Origin of the sequence: Spirochaeta isovalerica, from assembly GCF_014207565.1 — a bacterium.
GTDB lineage: Bacteria > Spirochaetota > Spirochaetia > DSM-2461 > DSM-2461 > Spirochaeta_F > Spirochaeta_F isovalerica.
On the sequence record NZ_JACHGJ010000010.1, the window covers coordinates 26708 to 45944 of the forward strand.

At 44.9% G+C, this 19237-nt stretch carries 14 protein-coding genes; 7 read left to right on the forward strand and 7 right to left on the reverse strand.

The genetic code is table 11. The features are described from left to right. The first annotated feature begins 74 nt into the window (after nt 1–74). The gene (locus tag HNR50_RS19080) at nt 75–1142 is read left to right on the forward strand and encodes a 6-phosphofructokinase (RefSeq protein ID WP_184748403.1); all 1068 of its coding nucleotides are present in this window, start codon (nt 75–77) and stop codon (nt 1140–1142) included. Further along, nucleotides 1142–3190 carry a polyphosphate kinase 1 gene (gene ppk1, locus HNR50_RS19085; protein ID WP_246434122.1) on the forward strand — a complete coding sequence of 683 codons (2049 nt, stop codon included), beginning with the start codon at nt 1142–1144 and terminating at the stop codon, nt 3188–3190. The genes HNR50_RS19080 and ppk1 overlap by 1 nt, the downstream gene beginning before the upstream one ends. Nucleotides 3191–3252: 62 nt before the next feature. Here the strand turns inward: ppk1 and HNR50_RS19090 are convergent, their stop codons facing one another. From HNR50_RS19090 to HNR50_RS19105, 4 genes are all read right to left on the reverse strand, one after another. Further along, nucleotides 3253–4905: a Na/Pi cotransporter family protein gene (locus HNR50_RS19090; RefSeq protein ID WP_184748404.1), complete on the reverse strand. Its 1653-nt coding sequence runs from the start codon at nt 4903–4905 to the stop codon at nt 3253–3255. After that, nucleotides 4905–5462, reverse strand: coding sequence for a hypothetical protein (locus HNR50_RS19095; protein WP_184748405.1), 558 nt, complete (start codon nt 5460–5462; stop codon nt 4905–4907). Before HNR50_RS19095 ends, HNR50_RS19090 begins: the two co-directional genes overlap by 1 nt. Before the next feature lie 278 nt (nt 5463–5740). Continuing rightward, nucleotides 5741–7123, reverse strand: coding sequence for a sigma-54-dependent transcriptional regulator (locus HNR50_RS19100; protein ID WP_184748406.1), 1383 nt, complete (start codon nt 7121–7123; stop codon nt 5741–5743). Then, nucleotides 7116–8783, reverse strand: coding sequence for a histidine kinase dimerization/phospho-acceptor domain-containing protein (locus HNR50_RS19105; RefSeq protein WP_184748407.1), 1668 nt, complete (start codon nt 8781–8783; stop codon nt 7116–7118). Before HNR50_RS19105 ends, HNR50_RS19100 begins: the two co-directional genes overlap by 8 nt. A 398-nt stretch (nt 8784–9181) precedes the next feature. On the opposite strand from HNR50_RS19105, the gene HNR50_RS19110 reads away from it, so the two are divergent. The 4 genes from HNR50_RS19110 to HNR50_RS19125 all read left to right on the forward strand — a co-directional run bounded on the left by HNR50_RS19110 (nt 9182) and on the right by HNR50_RS19125 (nt 14758). Beyond that, nucleotides 9182–11227: a sodium-translocating pyrophosphatase gene (locus tag HNR50_RS19110; RefSeq protein ID WP_221439936.1), complete on the forward strand. Its 2046-nt coding sequence runs from the start codon at nt 9182–9184 to the stop codon at nt 11225–11227. Between the two features lie 12 nt (nt 11228–11239). After that, a complete protein-coding gene (locus HNR50_RS19115) occupies nt 11240–12025 on the forward strand; it encodes a hypothetical protein (protein WP_184748408.1) in 786 nt (261 codons plus the stop codon). Nucleotides 12026–12138: 113 nt separating this feature from the next. Continuing rightward, nucleotides 12139–13167, forward strand: coding sequence for a membrane lipoprotein lipid attachment site-containing protein (locus HNR50_RS19120; protein WP_184748409.1), 1029 nt, complete (start codon nt 12139–12141; stop codon nt 13165–13167). 91 nt (nt 13168–13258) lie between these two features. After that, nucleotides 13259–14758 (forward strand): hypothetical protein, encoded by a 1500-nt coding sequence (locus HNR50_RS19125; RefSeq protein ID WP_184748410.1) that lies wholly within the window; start codon nt 13259–13261, stop codon nt 14756–14758. 53 nt (nt 14759–14811) lie between these two features. On the opposite strand, the gene HNR50_RS19130 is transcribed toward HNR50_RS19125, so the two are convergent. The 3 genes from HNR50_RS19130 to HNR50_RS19140 all read right to left on the reverse strand — a co-directional run bounded on the left by HNR50_RS19130 (nt 14812) and on the right by HNR50_RS19140 (nt 17918). Then, complete coding sequence (locus tag HNR50_RS19130; RefSeq protein WP_184748411.1) at nt 14812–16314, reverse strand: tripartite tricarboxylate transporter permease; 1503 nt, start codon at nt 16312–16314, stop codon at nt 14812–14814. A gap of 10 nt (nt 16315–16324) precedes the next feature. Then, complete coding sequence (locus HNR50_RS19135; RefSeq protein WP_184748412.1) at nt 16325–16888, reverse strand: tripartite tricarboxylate transporter TctB family protein; 564 nt, start codon at nt 16886–16888, stop codon at nt 16325–16327. An 85-nt stretch (nt 16889–16973) separates the two neighbouring features. Next, the gene (locus HNR50_RS19140; RefSeq protein ID WP_184748413.1) at nt 16974–17918 is read right to left on the reverse strand and encodes a Bug family tripartite tricarboxylate transporter substrate binding protein; all 945 of its coding nucleotides are present in this window, start codon (nt 17916–17918) and stop codon (nt 16974–16976) included. A 196-nt stretch (nt 17919–18114) separates the two neighbouring features. Between HNR50_RS19140 and HNR50_RS19145 the strand changes: the two genes are divergently transcribed. Beyond that, on the forward strand, nt 18115–19203 hold the full coding sequence (locus HNR50_RS19145) for a DHH family phosphoesterase (RefSeq protein WP_184748414.1): 1089 nt from the start codon (nt 18115–18117) through the stop codon (nt 19201–19203). The last annotated feature ends 34 nt before the right edge of the window (nt 19204–19237 follow it).

The window sequence follows — 19237 nt, forward strand, 5'->3', positions numbered from 1 at the left end:
AAAATTAACGTCAGGTTGACATAAAATTCATCATGACAAAATAATTAAAATAGATATATAAGGGGATTAACCATATGAGTACGATAAAATCGAAAGGAAAAAAAATCGGGATACTGACCGCCGGCGGAGATTGCCCGGGGCTCAATGCCGCTATCCGGGGGGTCGGGAAGACGGCTATACTCGAATACGGCATGGAGGTTTACGGCTTCTCTTCGGGGTATCTGGGGCTGATCAATAAAGAGTACCGTCAACTTTCGGAGAGAGATCTTTCGGGGATTCTCACGCTCGGTGGCACCATTCTGGGAACATCGCGGGAAAAACCCTATAAAAATGTCGATTATGATGATTACATAAACAGTAAGCCGGCGCAGATTGTCGAAACCTACAGGGAGATCGGCCTCGACGCCCTGGTCTGCATCGGGGGAAACGGTACAATGAAAACGGCCCATAAACTTCAGATGGAAGGCCTGAATGTCGTTGCCTTACCTAAGACAATTGATAATGATGTCTGGGGGACGGACCTGACTTTCGGTTTCGATTCGGCCGTGCAGATCGCCGCAGAGGCAATTGACCGCATCCATTCCACAGCGAACTCTCATAAGAGGATCATGGTCGTCGAGGTCATGGGGCATCACGCCGGGTGGCTGACGCTCTATTCGGGAATTGCCGGCGGGGCCGATATGATTCTCATTCCCGAAATCCCCTACAAGGAAAAAGTGATTAAAAAATATCTGGAGCATCGCTACAATGAAGGGAAGCCCTATTCGATCATTATCGTTGCCGAGGGGATCAGCATACCCAGGAAATCCAGCGGAGCATCAGCAACGATCAGACCGGCCCATTATATTGCCAAGCTTGTAACAAAGCTCACGGGTCTCGAAGCACGCGAGACAATACTCGGGTATATTCAGAGAGGCGGTTCTCCTTCACCTATGGACCGGATATTGGCCACGCGCCTCGGATCATATGCTGCGGATCTCATAGCCCGGGAGGAATTCGGAACAATGGCTGCCCTGGAGGGGGATCGGATCGTCGCCCGGCCTCTGGAGGAGGTGGCGGGTAAGCTGAAGCTGGTTACGGAAGATCTCGATCTGATACGCCATGCCAGAGCAATCGATACCTGTTTCGGGGATGCCTACTGATGGAGCAGTTTCGAAACAAGGAGGTCAGCTGGCTTTCCTTTAACGGGAGGGTTCTGCAGGAAGCGGCCGATCCTTCGGTCCCTCTGGCCGACCGCATTAAATTTCTGGGTATTTATTCCAACAACCTCGATGAGTTTTTCCGGGTTAAAGTCGCCGGTCTTATCCACATGGTAAAACTGGAGCGGATCGATCCCGAACTGATAGGCGGGTCTGATCCCCAATCGGTACTGGATGAGATCGCCGAAATTGTCAAAAGGCAGCGTGCCCGTTTCGAAGAACTCATCAATTGCGTAGTCGAAGAGCTGAAGACTGAAAAAATCATAATCAAGCGCTATACAGAGTTATCCGCCGAACAGGAGATCTTCGTTCAGGAATACTTCAACAAAAAAGTTCGCTCTCATATTTTTCCCATGGTTCTGGATTTCCGGTATAAGTTTCCCAAGCTCAAAGACCAGGTTTTATATCTCGCCGTAGAGCTTCATCTGAAACAGCGGGGAAAGAAGTACAGTATTATAGAAATCCCCACGAAAATTCTCCCCCGCTTTGTAAAGCTCCCAACGGAAAGCGGTGAAGATCATATCATTTTCATTGATGAAATTGTGCGTTTCGGTCTTCCTTCCATTTTCAGGATGCTGAATCTCAAAGAGTATCACTCCTACAATATCAAAGTCACCAATGATGCGGGGCTCGATCTGGAAGACGATCTGGAGACCAGCTATGTCAGTAAAATCAACAAGAGCCTCAAGAAGAGAAAACAGGGGCCTCTGGTCCGCTTCGTTTACGATAATACCATACCCGATGAAATGTTCCGCCTGATCCATTCGAAGATGAAACTGGGAAAAACTCAGTTTCTCACACCGGGCGGACGGTATCATTATATCAAGGATTTCACGCAATTGCCTTCCATGACCTTACTGAAAGAGGAAAAGCGGCATAATCAGTTGAGGCATCCCGCTCTCTTGGGCAAAAACAGGATTCTCGGCGTATTGAAAAAGCAGGACCTGCTGCTTCACTTTCCCTATCACAGTTACGAAACGATCATCGACTTCCTCCGGGAAGCTTCCATCGATCCCAATGTCGAATCCATCAGCATCACTCTGTACCGGGTCGCGCGGTATTCCAGCATCGTCAACGCGCTGATCAATGCCTTGAGAAACAGAAAAGCCGTAACCGTCATCGTCGAGCTTCAGGCCCGGTTCGATGAAAAATCCAATATTTTCTGGGCCGAGAAGCTTAAGGAAGAAGGGGCCAATGTCATTTTCGGTTTCAGCGGCATGAAGGTCCATTCCAAGCTCTGCCTTGTTACGAGGAGAAACAGGAAGCGGGAGCTCGAATATTACAGCACAATCGGCACGGGAAATTTCAATGAAGATACGGCCAGGCTCTACACCGATACCTATCTTCTCACAGGCAGCAGAGAAATCGGAAAAGAGGTGGAATCTGTTTTCGCGTTTCTGATCAGATCCTATTATATCAAAGCTCCGGAATATCTGCTCCTTTCTCCTGTAACGAACAGAACGGGCATTACAGCTTGTATCGAAAGGGAGAAACAGAATGCTCTTGAGGGAAAACAAGCCTTTATTTATATAAAGATGAATAATTTTGCCGATGTCGATATGGGAGAAGCTCTTCTGCAGGCGGCGGAAGCCGGCGTTCGGGTAAAGATGCTCGTCCGGGGAATGTTTACGCTTCAGCTCGATGGGAAACGGGGCGGAGGCAACATAGAAGCGCGCAGTATTGTCGATAAATACCTGGAGCATTCGCGCTATCTGATTTTCTGCAACGGCGGAGATGAAAAAGTCTATATTACCTCTTCGGATCTGCAGCCGAGGAACCTCGACAGGCGTGTAGAGGTCAGCTGCCCCATATTGCATAAAAAACTCCGGAGGGAGATCATCGATATTTTTGAAATATACTGGCGGGATAATGTCAAAGCCCGGATCCTCGATTATTCACTGGCGAATAAATATGTCTCGGAGCAGGGAGACACTCCTTTCAGAGCTCAGGATGAGATCTATCGTTTCCTCAGCGGAAATACTGAGTCCTGAAAACAACCCCGGTCTGTCTAGACTGACCGGGGTTTATAAGGCTTATATTCAATAGAAATCCTTTACTGTTGATCAGCCGGAGTCAAACGTCCGGCTATATAGGCTATATGGCTGTTGATTCTGCTGAAATAGGAGATCAGATCGAGGTGAACAGAAGAAGTGGCAATTGATTCGGAAAGGCCTTTGGACAATCTTCCGATGTGCATCTCTTTGTATTTTTCCTCATCCTTGTCCTTATAGGAATTGACGACTTTCATCGCCTCGACACTATCGTCGTTACGGAGAGCAGCAGTCAGTGATTCAAAGTTCTTGTTGACCTTGTAAATCAGATGCTCCAGCTCGTGAAAGCCATCTTCAGAAAAGAGTAGATCCTTCTCTATTTTCTTCGCTGCCAGGACCATTATATTCTTATCAATGACATCTCCGATCGATTCAAGCTCATTCTGAATATACATATAATTCATGCAGCGCCGGGACTCTTCCGAAGAGAGCTCCTCCTGTGAAAGTCTGGCGAGGAATGTCATAATCGCTTTGTGAAGAATATCCACTTTGGAGTCCAGTTCACTGAATTTACCAAGAATCTCCGTATTTTTGCTTCGGAAAGCCACTTTCATTTCACTTATCATTTCCTGAATATATTCTGAGACTCTGATAATTTCTTTTCTGGTCATCATCAGTGAAAGTTCGACGCTTTTCCCGATAAGTCCGTTGTTAATGTATTTAGGACCGAATGGCTTGGGAGCTTCTCTTTCGGGGAATAACCGGTCAAAGAGTTTGACAATCAGTTTAAGATTCGGAAAAACGATTATATGGTTGATAACCGGCATAAAAGTGAATCCCATGGCTATCTGCCGGGCTAGACTCTCAGTTCCCAGAACATGAAGGGTAAACCACTTTATCCCCCAGATATACAGCCTTTCTCCCTGAAAGGGAATACTCAGGAGGATAAAGACCCAGAAAGCTCCGATCAGCTGGAACAGGATATGGATATATGCGGAACGCTTCGCTTCCCAGTTGAGCGTTATGCTTCCGAGAACCGCTGTTATACAGGTCCCTACAGCCGCACCGAGATTTATGGGAATGGCCTGTTCGAGAGATATGGTTCCTGACATGGCCATGGCGATTGTTATTCCCGTTGTGGCACCCGATGATTGGATTATCATAGTAAAAAGCATTCCCAGAATGATTCCGAGAACAGGTGTTTCCACATTCTTCATCAGATCGATAAAGGGCTGATATGTTCTCAGGGGCTTCAGAGAAGAGGACATCATATCCATTCCCAGAAAAAGCAGTCCGAAAGTAAATATGGTCATGCCGATGTGCCGGCTCTTTTTGGTTTTTGCTGAAATCAGCAGAACAAATCCTATAAATACGATAAATGTTGAAAATTTGGTTATCGAAGGGAAGGCGACCAGCTGAGGAAGGAAGGTTGAACCGAGTTCCGCCCCGAGCGTAACAGCCAGACTCTGCTGGAAAGTCATCAATCCCGCCCCGACAAGAGCCGCTTCCAGTACGGTGGTCGCGGAAGAAGACTGATTGACTATGGTGATTCCCAACCCGGTCAGATAACCTCTGTATTTATCTTTGGTCAGGGTCAGCATGATACCCTTCATTTTACTGCCTGCAATTGATGTCAGGTGTTTGTTCATCTCCATCATCCCGAATAGAAAGACGGCTAATCCTCCTACCAGGGAAAAAAGATTCCAGATTGACATTATATAACTCCTCTTTTTACTTTTCTTTTTGTCATTCCCGTATCCAGTTTGGTCAGTCTGGTCAGGATTCGTTTATTGCTTTCGTCAATTTGATTGAGATTACGCGCAATCTCTTCTGTATGTTTCTGCCAGGAAACCAGGTTTTTCTGTATCGAAAATTGATTAACCGTTACAGAGAATTTCCCCATTATTTCGGAATAACGCTGAACAGCGCCTGCCGAAATGTTATGAGAATCGAAATAACCTTGAACGATTGTCACAAGAGCACTTATAAGCTCTTTTTCAACGCTGAAGAACTCGGCGTACTGAGACAATCTGCCAACCATGAAAATTGAATTCTGAATGTTCATGATTCTTTCGGTTATCCTGACTATCATCTGATAAATAAAGCGAATGTTGCTTTGTTCCATATCTGATATGTATATGTATTTTTCCGGACAGATTTCATAAGCATCTGCGTTCGTCAATTCAATCTTATATTTGAGAAATACATCGTGATTGTATCCCTCTGAAGTAGATTCCAGTAGATCCGATATATAGTTTATTAACAGAGACATCACTCCGTACAGGGTGCCTTCCGACTGAAATTTTCTTGAAATACTTATGGCATTCTGATGTTTCCAAAATGGCTTTAACGTATTAAAACCGGAAAGGGTACGATTTTCTTTTCTTTTCCTTATTTTCATATCTCACCTCTACTGCTACATATTGCAAATATCATACCAGGACAATATGATTGTTTTTTTATTCTATCTAAGTCCTTTTTATGTAAGCAGATGCGAAATCTGAATAAAAATTATACTGCCTCCTTTTTCTATTTATGCTCAAAGATTGATCACGATCTGTTCATTTTCTTTGCAAGAGTGACGCGGCTGATTCCCATTTTTTCCGCGATCTGGGATTTATTAAAATTGTATTCATCCCGGAGAATCCTGATGAGCCGCTGTTCCATCATTTCTGTTAATGGCTCCAGCAAATCGCATTTCTCCCCATTGTTTCTGACAAAATCGGAGAGAAACCGATCCATATGATCGATAGGAGCCATAGACCCTTTTTCCATCAGATAATCGGGAACAGCGGATTCCTCAATGATTTCACCATGAGTTTTAATGCACATGTTTGTGACAGTATTCTCAAGCTCCCGGACATTTCCGGGCCAGTCATACTTCATGAGTTTTTCCAGAATATGTTCAGGTAATCCTTTTATCTTCTTATTCAGCTTTCTGTTCGATTCCGAAACAAAATAATCGAGCATTAAGGGGATATCTTCGCGACGGTATTTCAATGGGGGAACATGGAGCCTGGTGGCGTTGATCCGGTAAAAGAGATCCCGTCGGAATTGCCCGTTCTCGACTTCTCTTTCAATGTCCACATTAGTGGCGGCAATAATCCTCGCCGTCATTTTTACAGCTTTGTTTCCGCCTAATCTGTGAAATTCCCTTTCCTGCAATACCCGGAGCAATTTGGACTGAAGAACGAGGGGCATCTCTCCGATTTCATCGAGGAAGATCGTTCCCTCTGCGGCCTTTTCAAATTTTCCGATCATTCGGGAATCGGCCCCTGTAAATGCCTGTTTCTCATGTCCGAACAATTCATTATCCAATAGTGATTCACTTAACCCGGAGCAGTTCACGGCGACAAAAGGTTCGTTTTTTCTCCGGCTTCCGTAATGGAGAGCTCTGGCAATCAATTCCTTTCCCGTTCCGTTCTCACCTGTAATCAATACAGAAATATCTTTATTGAGGAGGAGGCCGATCTGCTTGAAAATGCCCTGCATGGCTTCGGATTTTCCGATAATCCGGTTCAGGCTGTAGTAGCTGCTCTGCTCTTCAACCATGAAATTAATAACTTTCTCAATTCTGCTGGTTTTCAGTACCCGGTTCAAAATGACCTGGATTTTGTCAATATCGAGCGGTTTTTCAAGATAATCATAGGCTCCCATGGCCATGGCCTGAATGATCACTTCGAAGTTGCCCTGTCCTGAAATCATTACGACACAGAGGTCCTGCTTATGCTTCTTCACTTCCCTGAGGATTTCCAGTCCGTTTTCTCCGGAAAGGTTATAGTCGAGAAAAAGGACATCGATTGTCTGATTCCCGATGATTTCCAGAGTTTTCCTGCGGTTAGATGCTCCATAAACCCTGTGCTCTTCGGAGAGAAGAGATTGAAAACTCTTTATGATATTTTTCTCATCATCAACAACAAGAATCTCAGCCATAGTATTCATCCTCCCCGTAATCATTAAGTGGCAGAATGATTTTGAAACAGATAAATCCATCGATCATTGAAACTTCCATATCTCCGTTATGCCGATCGATCTCAAGTTTGGAAATAGCCAGTCCCAGGCCGGTGCCATCTTCTTTTGTAGTATAAAAAGGCTCGAAAAACTTGTCTGTTTCCAGTTCCCGCTCGCAACTGTTACAGATAGTTATGTAGGCCTTATTGTAAAATCGTTTTGTAGATATAGTCAGTTCTCCGCCGTTAGGCATAGCCTGTACGGCATTGACTATAATGTTCATAAAACAGATTCTGATTTTTTCCCCATCAACATAGAGGTCCGGCAGGCCGGGATCAAAATCCTTTGTCAGGTTGATCTCATTTTCAGACAGATTATAGGCGAGAAGATTGAGAAGACTGTCGATGATCGGATGGATGTCCTGCCGGGAGAAATCCATACGGCTTGGTTTGGCAAACTCGAGAAGCTCTTTTACCTTAATGTTTATTCTGTCAATCTCTTCCAGAATGATATCCATCTCTTCTCTGCCGGAAGGTCCCTTCAGGTATCTGGAACGGACTATCTGGGCCATCATTTTTATAGAACTGAGCGGATTTCTTATTTCATGGGCCAGATTTGCCGCGATCTGCCCGGCCGTTGCCAGTTTCGCCGACTTTAAGAGGTCGTTTTGGAGTGTTTCTATTCTCTTGTTGTAAATTTCGATTTTATAAATCAGATCATTAAAATTCCGGGCAATTATCCCGAACTCATCACTTTCCTCCAGCTCTATGGGCAAATTGGGGTGATCGAAACTGTAATTGGTAATACCGGTTATAACTTTCTCAAGAGAACTGTTTATGTTCCGGGCCAGAAGAAAATAGATAACGAGGGCCAGGAGGATTCCGCCAAGGACAATGTATATGACCTGTCTATTGGAATATTGAAATATTCGTTCACTCTCCTGCTGGGAAATCCCGAGGCAGACTGCTCCCCAGTAATCTCCCCGTGAAAAAATAGGCTTTATAATGGCATGATAGGGCGAACCGTTGATCTGTAATTGATCTCCCAGGTAGATTTCACCCTTTTTCAATTTTGCAAGAATGGTTTCATCGAGAATTTCCAACCCATCATAGGTGGAAACGACCTTGCTGTTATTCCGGTATATTCCATTTTCCAGGAGTGTCAGAGTTTTCAGATTGTCAACAAATTCATCGGAAAACCGTTCCCCGGCCATAAACAGCCCGATAATATCCCTGTTATTTTTTATAGGCGCTACGGCCCGTATGGCAAAGCCTGTCTGTCCGGATTCAAAGCCGATGCTCTCATTGCCATCAAGCCCCTCCTGAATAAGCTGTTGATCAATCTTGCTGTCTCCGGCGCGGTCGGGGTTATGTCCCCTGAAAATGACTTCTCCTTTCGCATCTTCGATTTCAATGATATCAACGACACCCATTCTGTAAAAATCGATGATATCTTGTCTGAAGAGAGGGTTGTCGCCATTGAGAATATGATCGATTACGAAATCTTTTTCCGAATAAATGGATACTATGGTCTGGCATTTCTGACTGATGATTTCAAATTCTTTAAAGTAAACCGAAACCCCTTCGCGCAGCCGGCTTTCCACTTCGGAATGAACGGTTATATAACGCGTATAATAGTTCATACCCAAAGAGAAGAAACCGGGGATAATCAGTATGAATAAGAAAGCTAACAGTATCTTTCTGTTTAATTTGTAATGAAAAAAATTCAGCAACGGGGACCTTCCGCAGACAGGTTTTTGAGATTCGTACTTTATTGAACTATAAATATCATCCCTATTTAACCTTTATATGTCCAATAAATATTCTGAATGGAAACGATTAAAGATCCTTATGCTTTTCCTTTAATCCCTTCCGGAAGCATCTCTTTCCAGCTTGAAATCAAAAATCTTTAATTCGGTGTAGGGTAGAGCTATTTATTATTTTTCCTGATGGAACTCATAAAAAATGAAAATTGGATAGGAAAAGCAAAGCTGTGTAAAATCTTTATTTGATACAAAAATCAACAAATAGGAGTATACATATGAATCCAGCTGTTCTTTCAGCATTGTTAATAGGATTATTCTTCCTGATAATTGCTGTATACAGAGCTCTGTGGATATTCAGACAACCGGTCAAAGAAGGGAAAATCAAGGAAATTTCCTATTACATCTCAGAAGGAGCTATGGCTTTTCTTAAAAGGGAGTACATTGTGCTCATTCCCTTCATACTTATTATTGCTTTACTCTTGCTGCTTGGAAACAAAGGAGTTTTGAAATGGCAGGTCCTCAGCTTCATACTCGGTTCGACATCTTCAGCTCTAGCCGGTTATATAGGGATGAAAGTGGCAACCGCTTCTAACTCGCGAACAGTGACAGCTGCTGAGGAAGATCTCAATTCCGCACTGAAAGTGGCCTTTACCGGCGGGAGTATTATGGGGCTGAGCGTTGCCGGACTCGCCGTGCTGGGAATCTTCGTCGTACTGTTTACCGGAGAGCAGCTCTTCGGTTTTGAGACAACCACATTACGGGAAACCGTTTTACCCATCCTGACAGGCTTTTCTCTCGGTGCATCCACAGTAGCGCTTTTCGCTCGTGTGGGTGGTGGTATTTTTACCAAAGCTGCCGATGTGGGTGCCGATCTCGTTGGTAAAGTTGAGGCGGGAATTCCTGAGGACGATCCCAGAAACCCTGCAGTTATCGCCGATAACGTAGGAGATAATGTAGGAGATGTGGCTGGAATGGGAGCCGACCTTTTCGAGTCCTTTATCGGTTCTCTGATCGGAGCTATGATTCTGGGAATCAACGCTCCGGCACTGGAAATCATGCAGAGAAAACTCGTTTTCTTTCCTCTTTATATGATCGGGATCGGAGGGATCGCCTCTGTCGCCGGAATGATGATGGTTCGCATTAAAAAAGGCATTTCTCCTCAGAAAGCTCTCAACAGAGGCTCTTTCGGTGCAGCTGTTCTTACGGTGGCCATTCTCATTCCCTTTTCTCTTTATTTTTTCGGAACACTGGAAACCAATGACGGGACGGGAGTCTATCAGATCCTTCTGACATCGGTTCTCGGCCTCATCGCGGGAGTCGCCATCGGACTGATAACCGAATACTTTACCGGAACAGAGAAGAAACCGGTCATTCGAATTGTAAAATCCTGTGAGACCGGTTCGGCGACAAACCTTATTGCCGGCCTGGGAGTCGGTATGCAGTCGACAATGATGCCGATCCTCATTATTGCCGGAACAATTCTCGGCAGTTATTTTCTGGCCGGTTTTTATGGAATCGGAATCAGCGCCCTGGGTATGCTTATGACAGTGAGTATTCAGCTCGCTGTTGATGCCTACGGTCCCATAGCTGATAATGCCGGAGGGTTGGCCGTCATGGGAGAATTATCCAGGAAAGTGAGAGAAAGAACTGATTCCCTTGATGCTGTCGGAAATACGACAGCTGCTGTTGGAAAGGGTTTTGCTATCGGTTCGGCGGCTTTAACGTCGATTATCCTTTTTGCTTCTTTTCAGAAAGCGGCCGGACTGTCGTCTATAGACCTTATGAATCCTGCTGTCTTAGCCGGAATCCTTGTGGGAAGCATGATTCCCTATCTCTTTTCATCTCTGGCTATGGATGCTGTTGGAAAAGCCGCTTTCGCCATGATCAAAGAGGTTCGGCGCCAGTTTAATGAGAATCCCGGAATCCTGAAGGGTACAGCTCTACCCGACTATAAGAAATGTATCGATATCAGTACAAAATCCGCCCTGACCCAGATGGCACTGCCCGGATTGATTGCAACGGCTGTCCCTGTACTTACGGGTTTTTTCGGTGGTGCCTATATGCTGGCGGGTATTCTTGTCGGTGTTACTGCGTCGGGAGTCCTTATGGCGACATTTATGTCCAATTCGGGCGGTGCATGGGACAACGCCAAAAAAATGCTGGAAGCGGACAATAACATAGATAAATCAAGCGAAACTTATAAAGCTTCTGTCGTAGGAGATACCGTTGGCGATCCCTTTAAAGACACGGCAGGTCCTTCTCTTAACATTCTAATTAAATTAATGGCTGTAATTTCACTGGTCATAGCACCTATGCTTTAACTGGAGGTTTCAATGAATTACGACAAGCACCTGTATATGGTTTTATATCCGAGTAATTTTCTCATTGCTTCTCAATTATCCCCGGAAGAATTGGGAAAACACTATTTGACTGGGTCAAAACAGAATTACGACAGCGGAATGATATTCGCTGAAATCGATAATTCGTACCGTCATGACTATCTCGATATCGAATGGGGGCTGGATCAGCTTGTTCCCCATGATGACGGAACACCCAAAGCAACGAAATTTATCGCGGCTTACCGGGTCCTGGAGCATATAGATCTGGATAGTATCAAAAAGCTTTATCTCTCCTCAGCGGCGGGACATATCCTTCCCATCGAGTCTGAAGAGTTTGTAAAACCGGAAAAGACATCGAGGTTTAAAATCTTTGCGGGAATCACTCCCTTGAGAATGATGTCCGTTTCAACACTGGATTTTGAGGAATATGGTCAACATATGATTAATGAGAGAAAGCACAAAGGCGCTCCGGTCCTTTTTTACGCTCAGCTCGAGTTCAATTCCAGACAGTTCAGAATCGAATACGACGAGAATCCCCTCATCCCTTCACCGATTCCGGGGATTCATCCGGCCATATTGAGATCAAAGATTGACGAAATAAAAGCCAAACCGGAAAAAACGACAAAGGGATTGAAGATTGAAGCCAATGTCCATCGGTTCCCTCCGCAACTGTTCCGTCATGGATTTATGTTCTTTTCAGCAGAGAAGAGCCTGTATTTCCCTATGCCGAGCCGCGATGAAATCGAAGACAATTTCTTCAATTACTTCAGGTCTATGTAAAAGGGAATTCCTTCTGAAACAATTCATAAATATATCTAATGGAAACCATATGATATTTTTATTGGACTGTAGGGGGGTAAAGAGGGAATCATATGGGAAAGGAGTCCTATAGTATGAAAAAATTACTCTTGTTTCTTATCTCGACATTAATGCTTGCCGCCTGCGCGACAGCACCGGATACAGCCTCGTCTGAAGATGAAGCTGAAAACCGGGGAATCCTCGCCGCGGAAAAAGGCTATTATCTGCTTGATGATGAAAGAATTGTTGAAAAACTTGATTCAGCTGAATACAAAATGCTTATCAATCTTGAAGATTATTCACCGGAAATCCTCTGGGATCTGATGAAAGAAGCTGCCGCGGAAACGGGCGTTGTCATTGAAGAATTCGAGGAGCCCATGAAGCGGAATTACAGAGATATTCAGTATCTCGATACAGATTACGGCATGGTTAAAAACCTGGGTTACATTCTTCGCTACAGATTCCCCTGGGATGTTTATGAAGGACCTGGAGCAGCAGCGAATGAGCGGGACAGCAAATACGATATAACCATAAAAGTCAGAGATTCCGATATGAATAAGGCTATCAGCGTTCCCCTTTCTGTAGGCGAGGAGTTTGCTGATATCGAGAAAAGCCCCGAATTGGAAGCGGATATATCCCCCTACGGAATGAAATTTGCCTGGGCGATAAAAGTTAAGCCCAAAACCAAAGATTTTGGTCCTTTTGAAGATCTTTTCGAACCGACTCTCGAATCCTTTTCAAGGCTGTATCCCCAGGTTCTCAACACAGGTCTTCCCCCTGAAACGGTTATCGGACCTGTGGCAGGTAAGACAATATTGGAAGAGAAAGTTGAACCGGCTCTTATGTTCCTTTCCTGCGGTACCGAAATGGAAGTGGCTTTCAGCACATTCTTTATGGATGGTGAGAAACTGGTGACCGAAGCTTCTTTTGACTTTGATACGGTTTTCGATAAAGTCGATGAAAACGGAAATGAAGTCGAGTACAAAATGACTCTGGAAGACTTCAGACAGGTTGAAGAATTCTATAAAGTCATTCTTCAGAAATACAATAACAGAATTGATTTCGGCTGGTCTAAAACACAGTTTGTATACGATACTCTTTTTCCCGATGCAAGTGCTGAATAAGCGGTTACGGTTTTAATTCCGGCCATTGCCTCTCCTTTCGGGGAAAGGCAATGGCCTTTTTTCGTTTAATATCAGAAAGAATGGAGAGTTAATGGAAGTTGAAAAAATATTTAAAAGCAGCATCGTGGAACGGGGCCGTAAGCAGATCGAAATAAAAACGGATTATGTCCTGAGAAGAACGAGGAAAAAAAAGCAGAGGTTTTGTCTGAATGCCTATATTTACACGCCTTCCCAGCTGGGGATTCACAATGAGAGATATTCCAAGGAGACATTTTTCCATAATTTCGTCTCCCATACGCGGTACAAAACACCCTCTATGTCTTTTGATGAACTTCTCTCTCCCGGCTATGAACTGAGTCCTCTTATCCGTTTGCAGAATGTCTTTTATAAAAAGGATAACAGACAGCCTGATGAAAAATATGTCATTTATGAATTGAAAACACTTTTAAACATTTTCCAGAAGGAACTCCGGCTGAAAAGCAACAGGCTCGTGCGCGGGATTAAAAGCGGAAAATATGCCGAAGATTACATCCTTGAGAATTCGGGAACACTTCTCGATCAGGTCGAATCCATACACAGGATTATCCGGAAGCTCATGACTGAAACGGCGGACAGGGACGTATCCGAAGTCGTCCGGAAAGCTTTTTCCTGGGTGGATGAAGGTTTGAGCCTCCGCATGGAAAAATCTATCGGCCGTCTTTATAACTCGTTGTCAAAAAAGAAGATTCTTCCCGGATTGTGTGAGCGTTCCATTAAGATTATAAGCGATGAAATTGATTTGAGACAGCAGGCCGGGTACGGAACCAGAGTCAGCATTAGCAACCCCGGCAGGACTGAATATCTTCTCTATCGGGAACAACAGATTAAAAAGTGGGCGGAAAGTTCCATGTATATGTCTCAAAATGAAACAAAGACAATCGACAGACTTATCCAAATCATGTTCGGAGCCGCTGCTGCTGTGGCTATGACTTTCGCTGTAGTCGCCTCGATTCTGTCTCTGCGATGGTTTGATTCCGGAAGCGTATACTGGGCCATAATCGCCGTCATCGCCTACATACTTAAGGACCGCATGAAGGATGGCCTGCGGATCTTTTTTACGAGATTCATACCCCGTTTTATAGCCGATAAAGTACAGATCATCATCGATCCGCGTTCTGGAGTGGCCTGTGGAAAAACAAAAGAGAGAATCTTTCATCGCAGTATAGACACTGTTCCGTCAGCCGTTCAGACTCTCAGGTATAAAAACAAGGATGTCCTTCTGAAGGAACTGGTTTCAGAAGATATCATTCAGTATCAGAAAACCTTCGTGATCAACAGCAACAGGCTCTTGTCCGAACACAAGAGAATATCTTCTCTCAATGATATTATGAGGCTCGATATGAGACAGTGGTTTTACAGAATGGATACGGACCGGGAGTTCAGAATGCACTATAACGGAGAAACCTTGAACACGGTCAAAATTGACAGATTATACCACTTTACAATTATTCTCGGTATGAGCGAGGTTTATTCCGGTATTGAAGAGGAGCTGAAGCGGTACAGAATCGTCGCAAACAGCAACGGGATAAAACGGATCGATGAGGTCCGATAAAAAAAGGGGAGCTGTCCCGCGATGGAACAACTCCCCTGAAGGTGTGCTGTAAATTATTTCTGTTCTGTGGCTCTTTCCTTCTTATTGGCTTTATGGGTCTGGTAGAGCGGTACACCGAATGAGAGTAACGCCACTATCAGCAGGATAAGGCTCACAGGCCGGGTGAAAAACACGCCGTAACCGCCCATGATAACGGCCCGTCTGAAATTCGTTTCCGCCAGTTTTCCCAGAACCATACCCAGAACGATGGGCGCTCCCGGTATGCCGTATTTTTTCAGAAGCCATCCGGCCACACCGAAACCTATACAGGTTCCCACGTCAAAGAAGGAATAGTTGACCGCAAAACTTCCGACTATCGAAATGGCCAGGATAGATGGCAGGAGAACTTTTTTCGGTATGACCGTTACTTTGATCCACAATCTCGCACCGAATAATCCCAGTGCCAGCATAACGATGTTGGCAATGAGAAGAGCGGCAAAGAGTGAGTAGATAATATCCGGTCTCTCGACGAAAAGAAGGGGACCGGGTACGAGGTCGTGAATCATCAGGGCACCGACCAGTACCGCAGTTGTCGCGCTTCCCGGTATACCTAGAGCCAGCAGAGGCACAAGCGCTCCTCCTACGGAACTGGAGTTCGCCGCTTCCGCAGCCGCCACTCCGTCGGGATTTCCCTGTCCGAAGCTCTCGGGATCTTTACTGCTCTTTTTCGCCAGGTCATATGAGAGGAATGCCGCTATGGTCGCTCCCGCTCCGGGAAAAATTCCAATGAGGGTTCCCAGTACGGAGGAACGGAAAATAGTCAGCTTCAGTTTCCAGTAGTCGAGAAAAGAGGGCCACTGAGTCTCTTCAAACTCAGTTTCCTTGCCTTTGTCCAGTTTGTACTCCTCGATTCTGGTAAACACTTCGCTAAGAGCGAAAAGGCCGATAAGCGCGGGAATGAGAGCGAAACCGTCAAACAGTTTATAGGTTCCGAAAGTGAATCTTTTTACCCCTGATATGGGGTCGATTCCGATTGTATTAATTAAAAGACCGAGCATAGCGGCAAGAAATGCCTTTGCCCAGTTCTTTCCTCCCAGCGATGCAACTGTGGTTAGGCCGAATATAGCCAGTGCGAAGTATTCTGCGGGATGCAGCTTAACCGCCAGCCTCGCCAGTGGGACCGAGAAGAAAATCAGGATAATCGTTCCGATAATACCGCCGACTGTCGATGCCACCAGCGATGTGCCGAGTCCGACGCCGGCCTTTCCCTTAAGCGTAAGAGGATACCCGTCAAAGGATGTTACGACTGCCGAAGGGGTTCCGGGAGTGTTTATTGTTACAGCGGTAATAGATCCGCCATAGTTTGCCGCGATGTATATTGATACGAGAAGGATCAGAGCTACCTGGGGCGATAAATTATAGGTAAACGGTACCAGCAGGGCCACACCCATAGAGGGGGACAGGCCGGGCATGGCTCCGGCGAGAATACCGAGGATGACCCCGACGACTATAGCTATGATCGGCTGATATCCCATCAGATATCCAAATCCGTTAAGTAGATTTGCTAATAAATCCATCATCTGCTCCTTAACCGAAAATGCGCTCTATAATCCATCCCTTGGGAAGGGGGACATAGAGTAGTTTGTAGAAAGCGAAGTAGGAGAACAGAATCCATCCCACTGACATGGAAATCATCACCTTCCAGTTTCTATATGTCAAAAAATACATTCCCGTTATGAGGAACAGGATCGTTGCCAGAAAATATCCGATCAGCTGCATGATCAGGAGATAGGCAACTATCAAACCGATGTAAATGAAGACCTTTCCGATATGCCCCCATGGGGGATCAATTTCTTCATACCCCAGAAACACTCTCATAAGGAGAACGATACTGAAGATAATAATGAAGATAATCCATAAACCTGGAACGACACCCGGACCGACGACATCTCCCTTATTGGGGAAAGTCAGCGTCAGAAGACCGAATACAACGGCCATCTCGATAAAAAAAACAGGAACGATAATCCGTCCGATATACTCTTTTTTCGATGACCTTTTGAGAATAAGGGCAATGACAGCCAGAATAATTGTCATAACTCCCAGAAGTAGCCAGAAACCCGGCCCCTTTTCAAAAAACTTGAATATTTCCATTTTACCTGCCAGAACTCTAAACAAAGGGATGGAAAGCCCTTAAGCATTCCATCCCCGCCAGAGTCAATTCCTGTAAATTTTTGTTCTATCTTGCAGCTTTGTAGGCATCGTAATCGAACTGAACCATAGCATTGAATTCATCCCGGGTTTTGTGAACCAGCAAATTCCCCTGGGGTTCATATGTAGCTTTCCATTCCGGATCGTTGGTTACTTTTTCAAAGATGTCATCATACCAGGCGATAATGGCATCGTCAGTTCCTCTCTTTACGGCAAAACCTCTCCACATAATTTCATTCTCGAGTCCGTCAACTCCCAGCTCCTTAAAAGTCGGCACATCGGGGAACTGGGGAAGTCTCTCTTCCGCGCAGATCGCTGCAACCGAGTAATCGGGGTTGGCCAGTGTTTCTCCGGGGTTTCCTACATAAACAGCTCCCTGTTTACCGAGAAGTCCTGCAAGAGCTTTGCCTCCGCTGTCAAAGGGAACCCATTTGGCTCCAATTCCGGACGCTTTCCAGATATTCTGTGCTGTAACGTGATCGAGACCGCCGGCCGCGGGACCGAGCCAGAGCTGATTTCCGCCCTTGGCTTCCGCATCGGCTACGACATCATCCCAGGTGACTATATCTGATTTATTATTGGTGATGACGCATTCAGGGTCGATCTGCATCAGGGAGATCCAGTCGAAAACCATGGGGTCCAGTTCGGAATCAGTTGTAACCAGTTTAGAGATATTTGATTTTGTCATATACATCAGGGTGTAGCCATCGGCTTTTCCCGCCGCAACATATTCCATAGCGACGATTCCGCCGGCACCGGCTTTATTTTCCACGACGAAAGTGGCATCGGTATATTTTGAAGCGATATCGGTGAATTTCCTAGCCAGAATATCACCGGCACCTCCCGGTGCGAGATAGACAACGACTTTAATAGGTTTTGTAGGAAAGCTTGCCTGACCATCCTGCTGACCTTCTGCAAAGACAGAAAGCGCCAGGAAAGAAGTCAGCAATAGAAAACTAACAACTTTTTTCATTTTTTCTCCTTGTGTAAGCAAAGTCCTGAATACAGTATAATATCTGAAACGTTTTTTTGCTTTTTAAAAATATAATGAATGTTTCACTGCATAAAGTACAATTAAAATTACTTATAGCTAGCATAGAAATGTTTGATGGTTATTCCTCTTTTAAGATTTGTTAAATGATTCAATAATATTTCTGGAGGATTAAATAATGAGTAATAATTTTAAAACATACCTTAAAAACATTAAAAATGACCTATCCTATGATAAGCCGATGACTGTTGTCGTCGGTAACGAAGCCGCAGACCTCGATTCCATGGCTACTGCTGTTTTGTATGCCTACTATCTTAAAAGCCTGGATGGGGCGGTTAATTCCGTCCCTCTGATCAATATCCCCAGGGCCGATTTCAAGTTGAGGACTGAAGCGGTATATCTTTTCGACGCAGCGGGCATTGATAGCGATGAACTGATTTTTGCGGAAGACCTCGATTTGAAACGATTGAATGACAAAGATCTCTTAAGCCTCATTCTCGTCGACCACAACAAGCTATCAACTGCACACAGTGAGTTTTTAAATTGCATAACAGGAATACTCGATCATCACGCAGATGAGAAACAGTACCCTGAGGGAATCTTTACTGATATCAGACCGGTCGGTTCCGCTTCCACTCTTGTAGGTGAGCTTTTTATTAAAAATGCGGAAGAAACAGTTTCCGGTCCCGTCGGGACGCTTATCCTGGGAACAATATTGCTCGATACTGTCAATCTCGACCCCGATGCGGGCAGGGTCACCGATGCCGACAGTGCCGTTGCGGAAAAGATCATGGCGATAACGGGACTCGACAGAAAAGAGCTTTTTGACAAACTTCAGTTTGAAAAATTCAATGTTTCATCTCTGGGCTCCTACGATCTTCTCAGAAAAGACTACAAAGAGTGGCAGATGGGATCCGTCAAATGCGGAATCGGTTCTGTCCTGCTTCCTGTAGAAGACTGGATTGCCAAGGATCCCGGGATTGTTTCAGCTTGCGAAAAGTATCTGAAAGAGAGAGAGCTTGATGTTCTCTTTGCTATGAATGCCTTCACCAATCCCGAGTTCACACGGCAGATCGTTGTTTATATTCCCGATGAAGATCTGAGAAGAAAAACAATAGATTTTCTGGAAGCTTCTGATCTCGGCCTGTCAGAAATTGACAGCACTTCTGTTGAAGGGAGCGAAAAATGCGCTTTTTACAACCAGGCGAATCTTGGAATCTCGCGGAAGAAGCTGCAGCCGATAATCAAAGATTTTTTTGAAAAATAAAATATGAGAGCAGTATCCATCGGGTGCTGCTCTT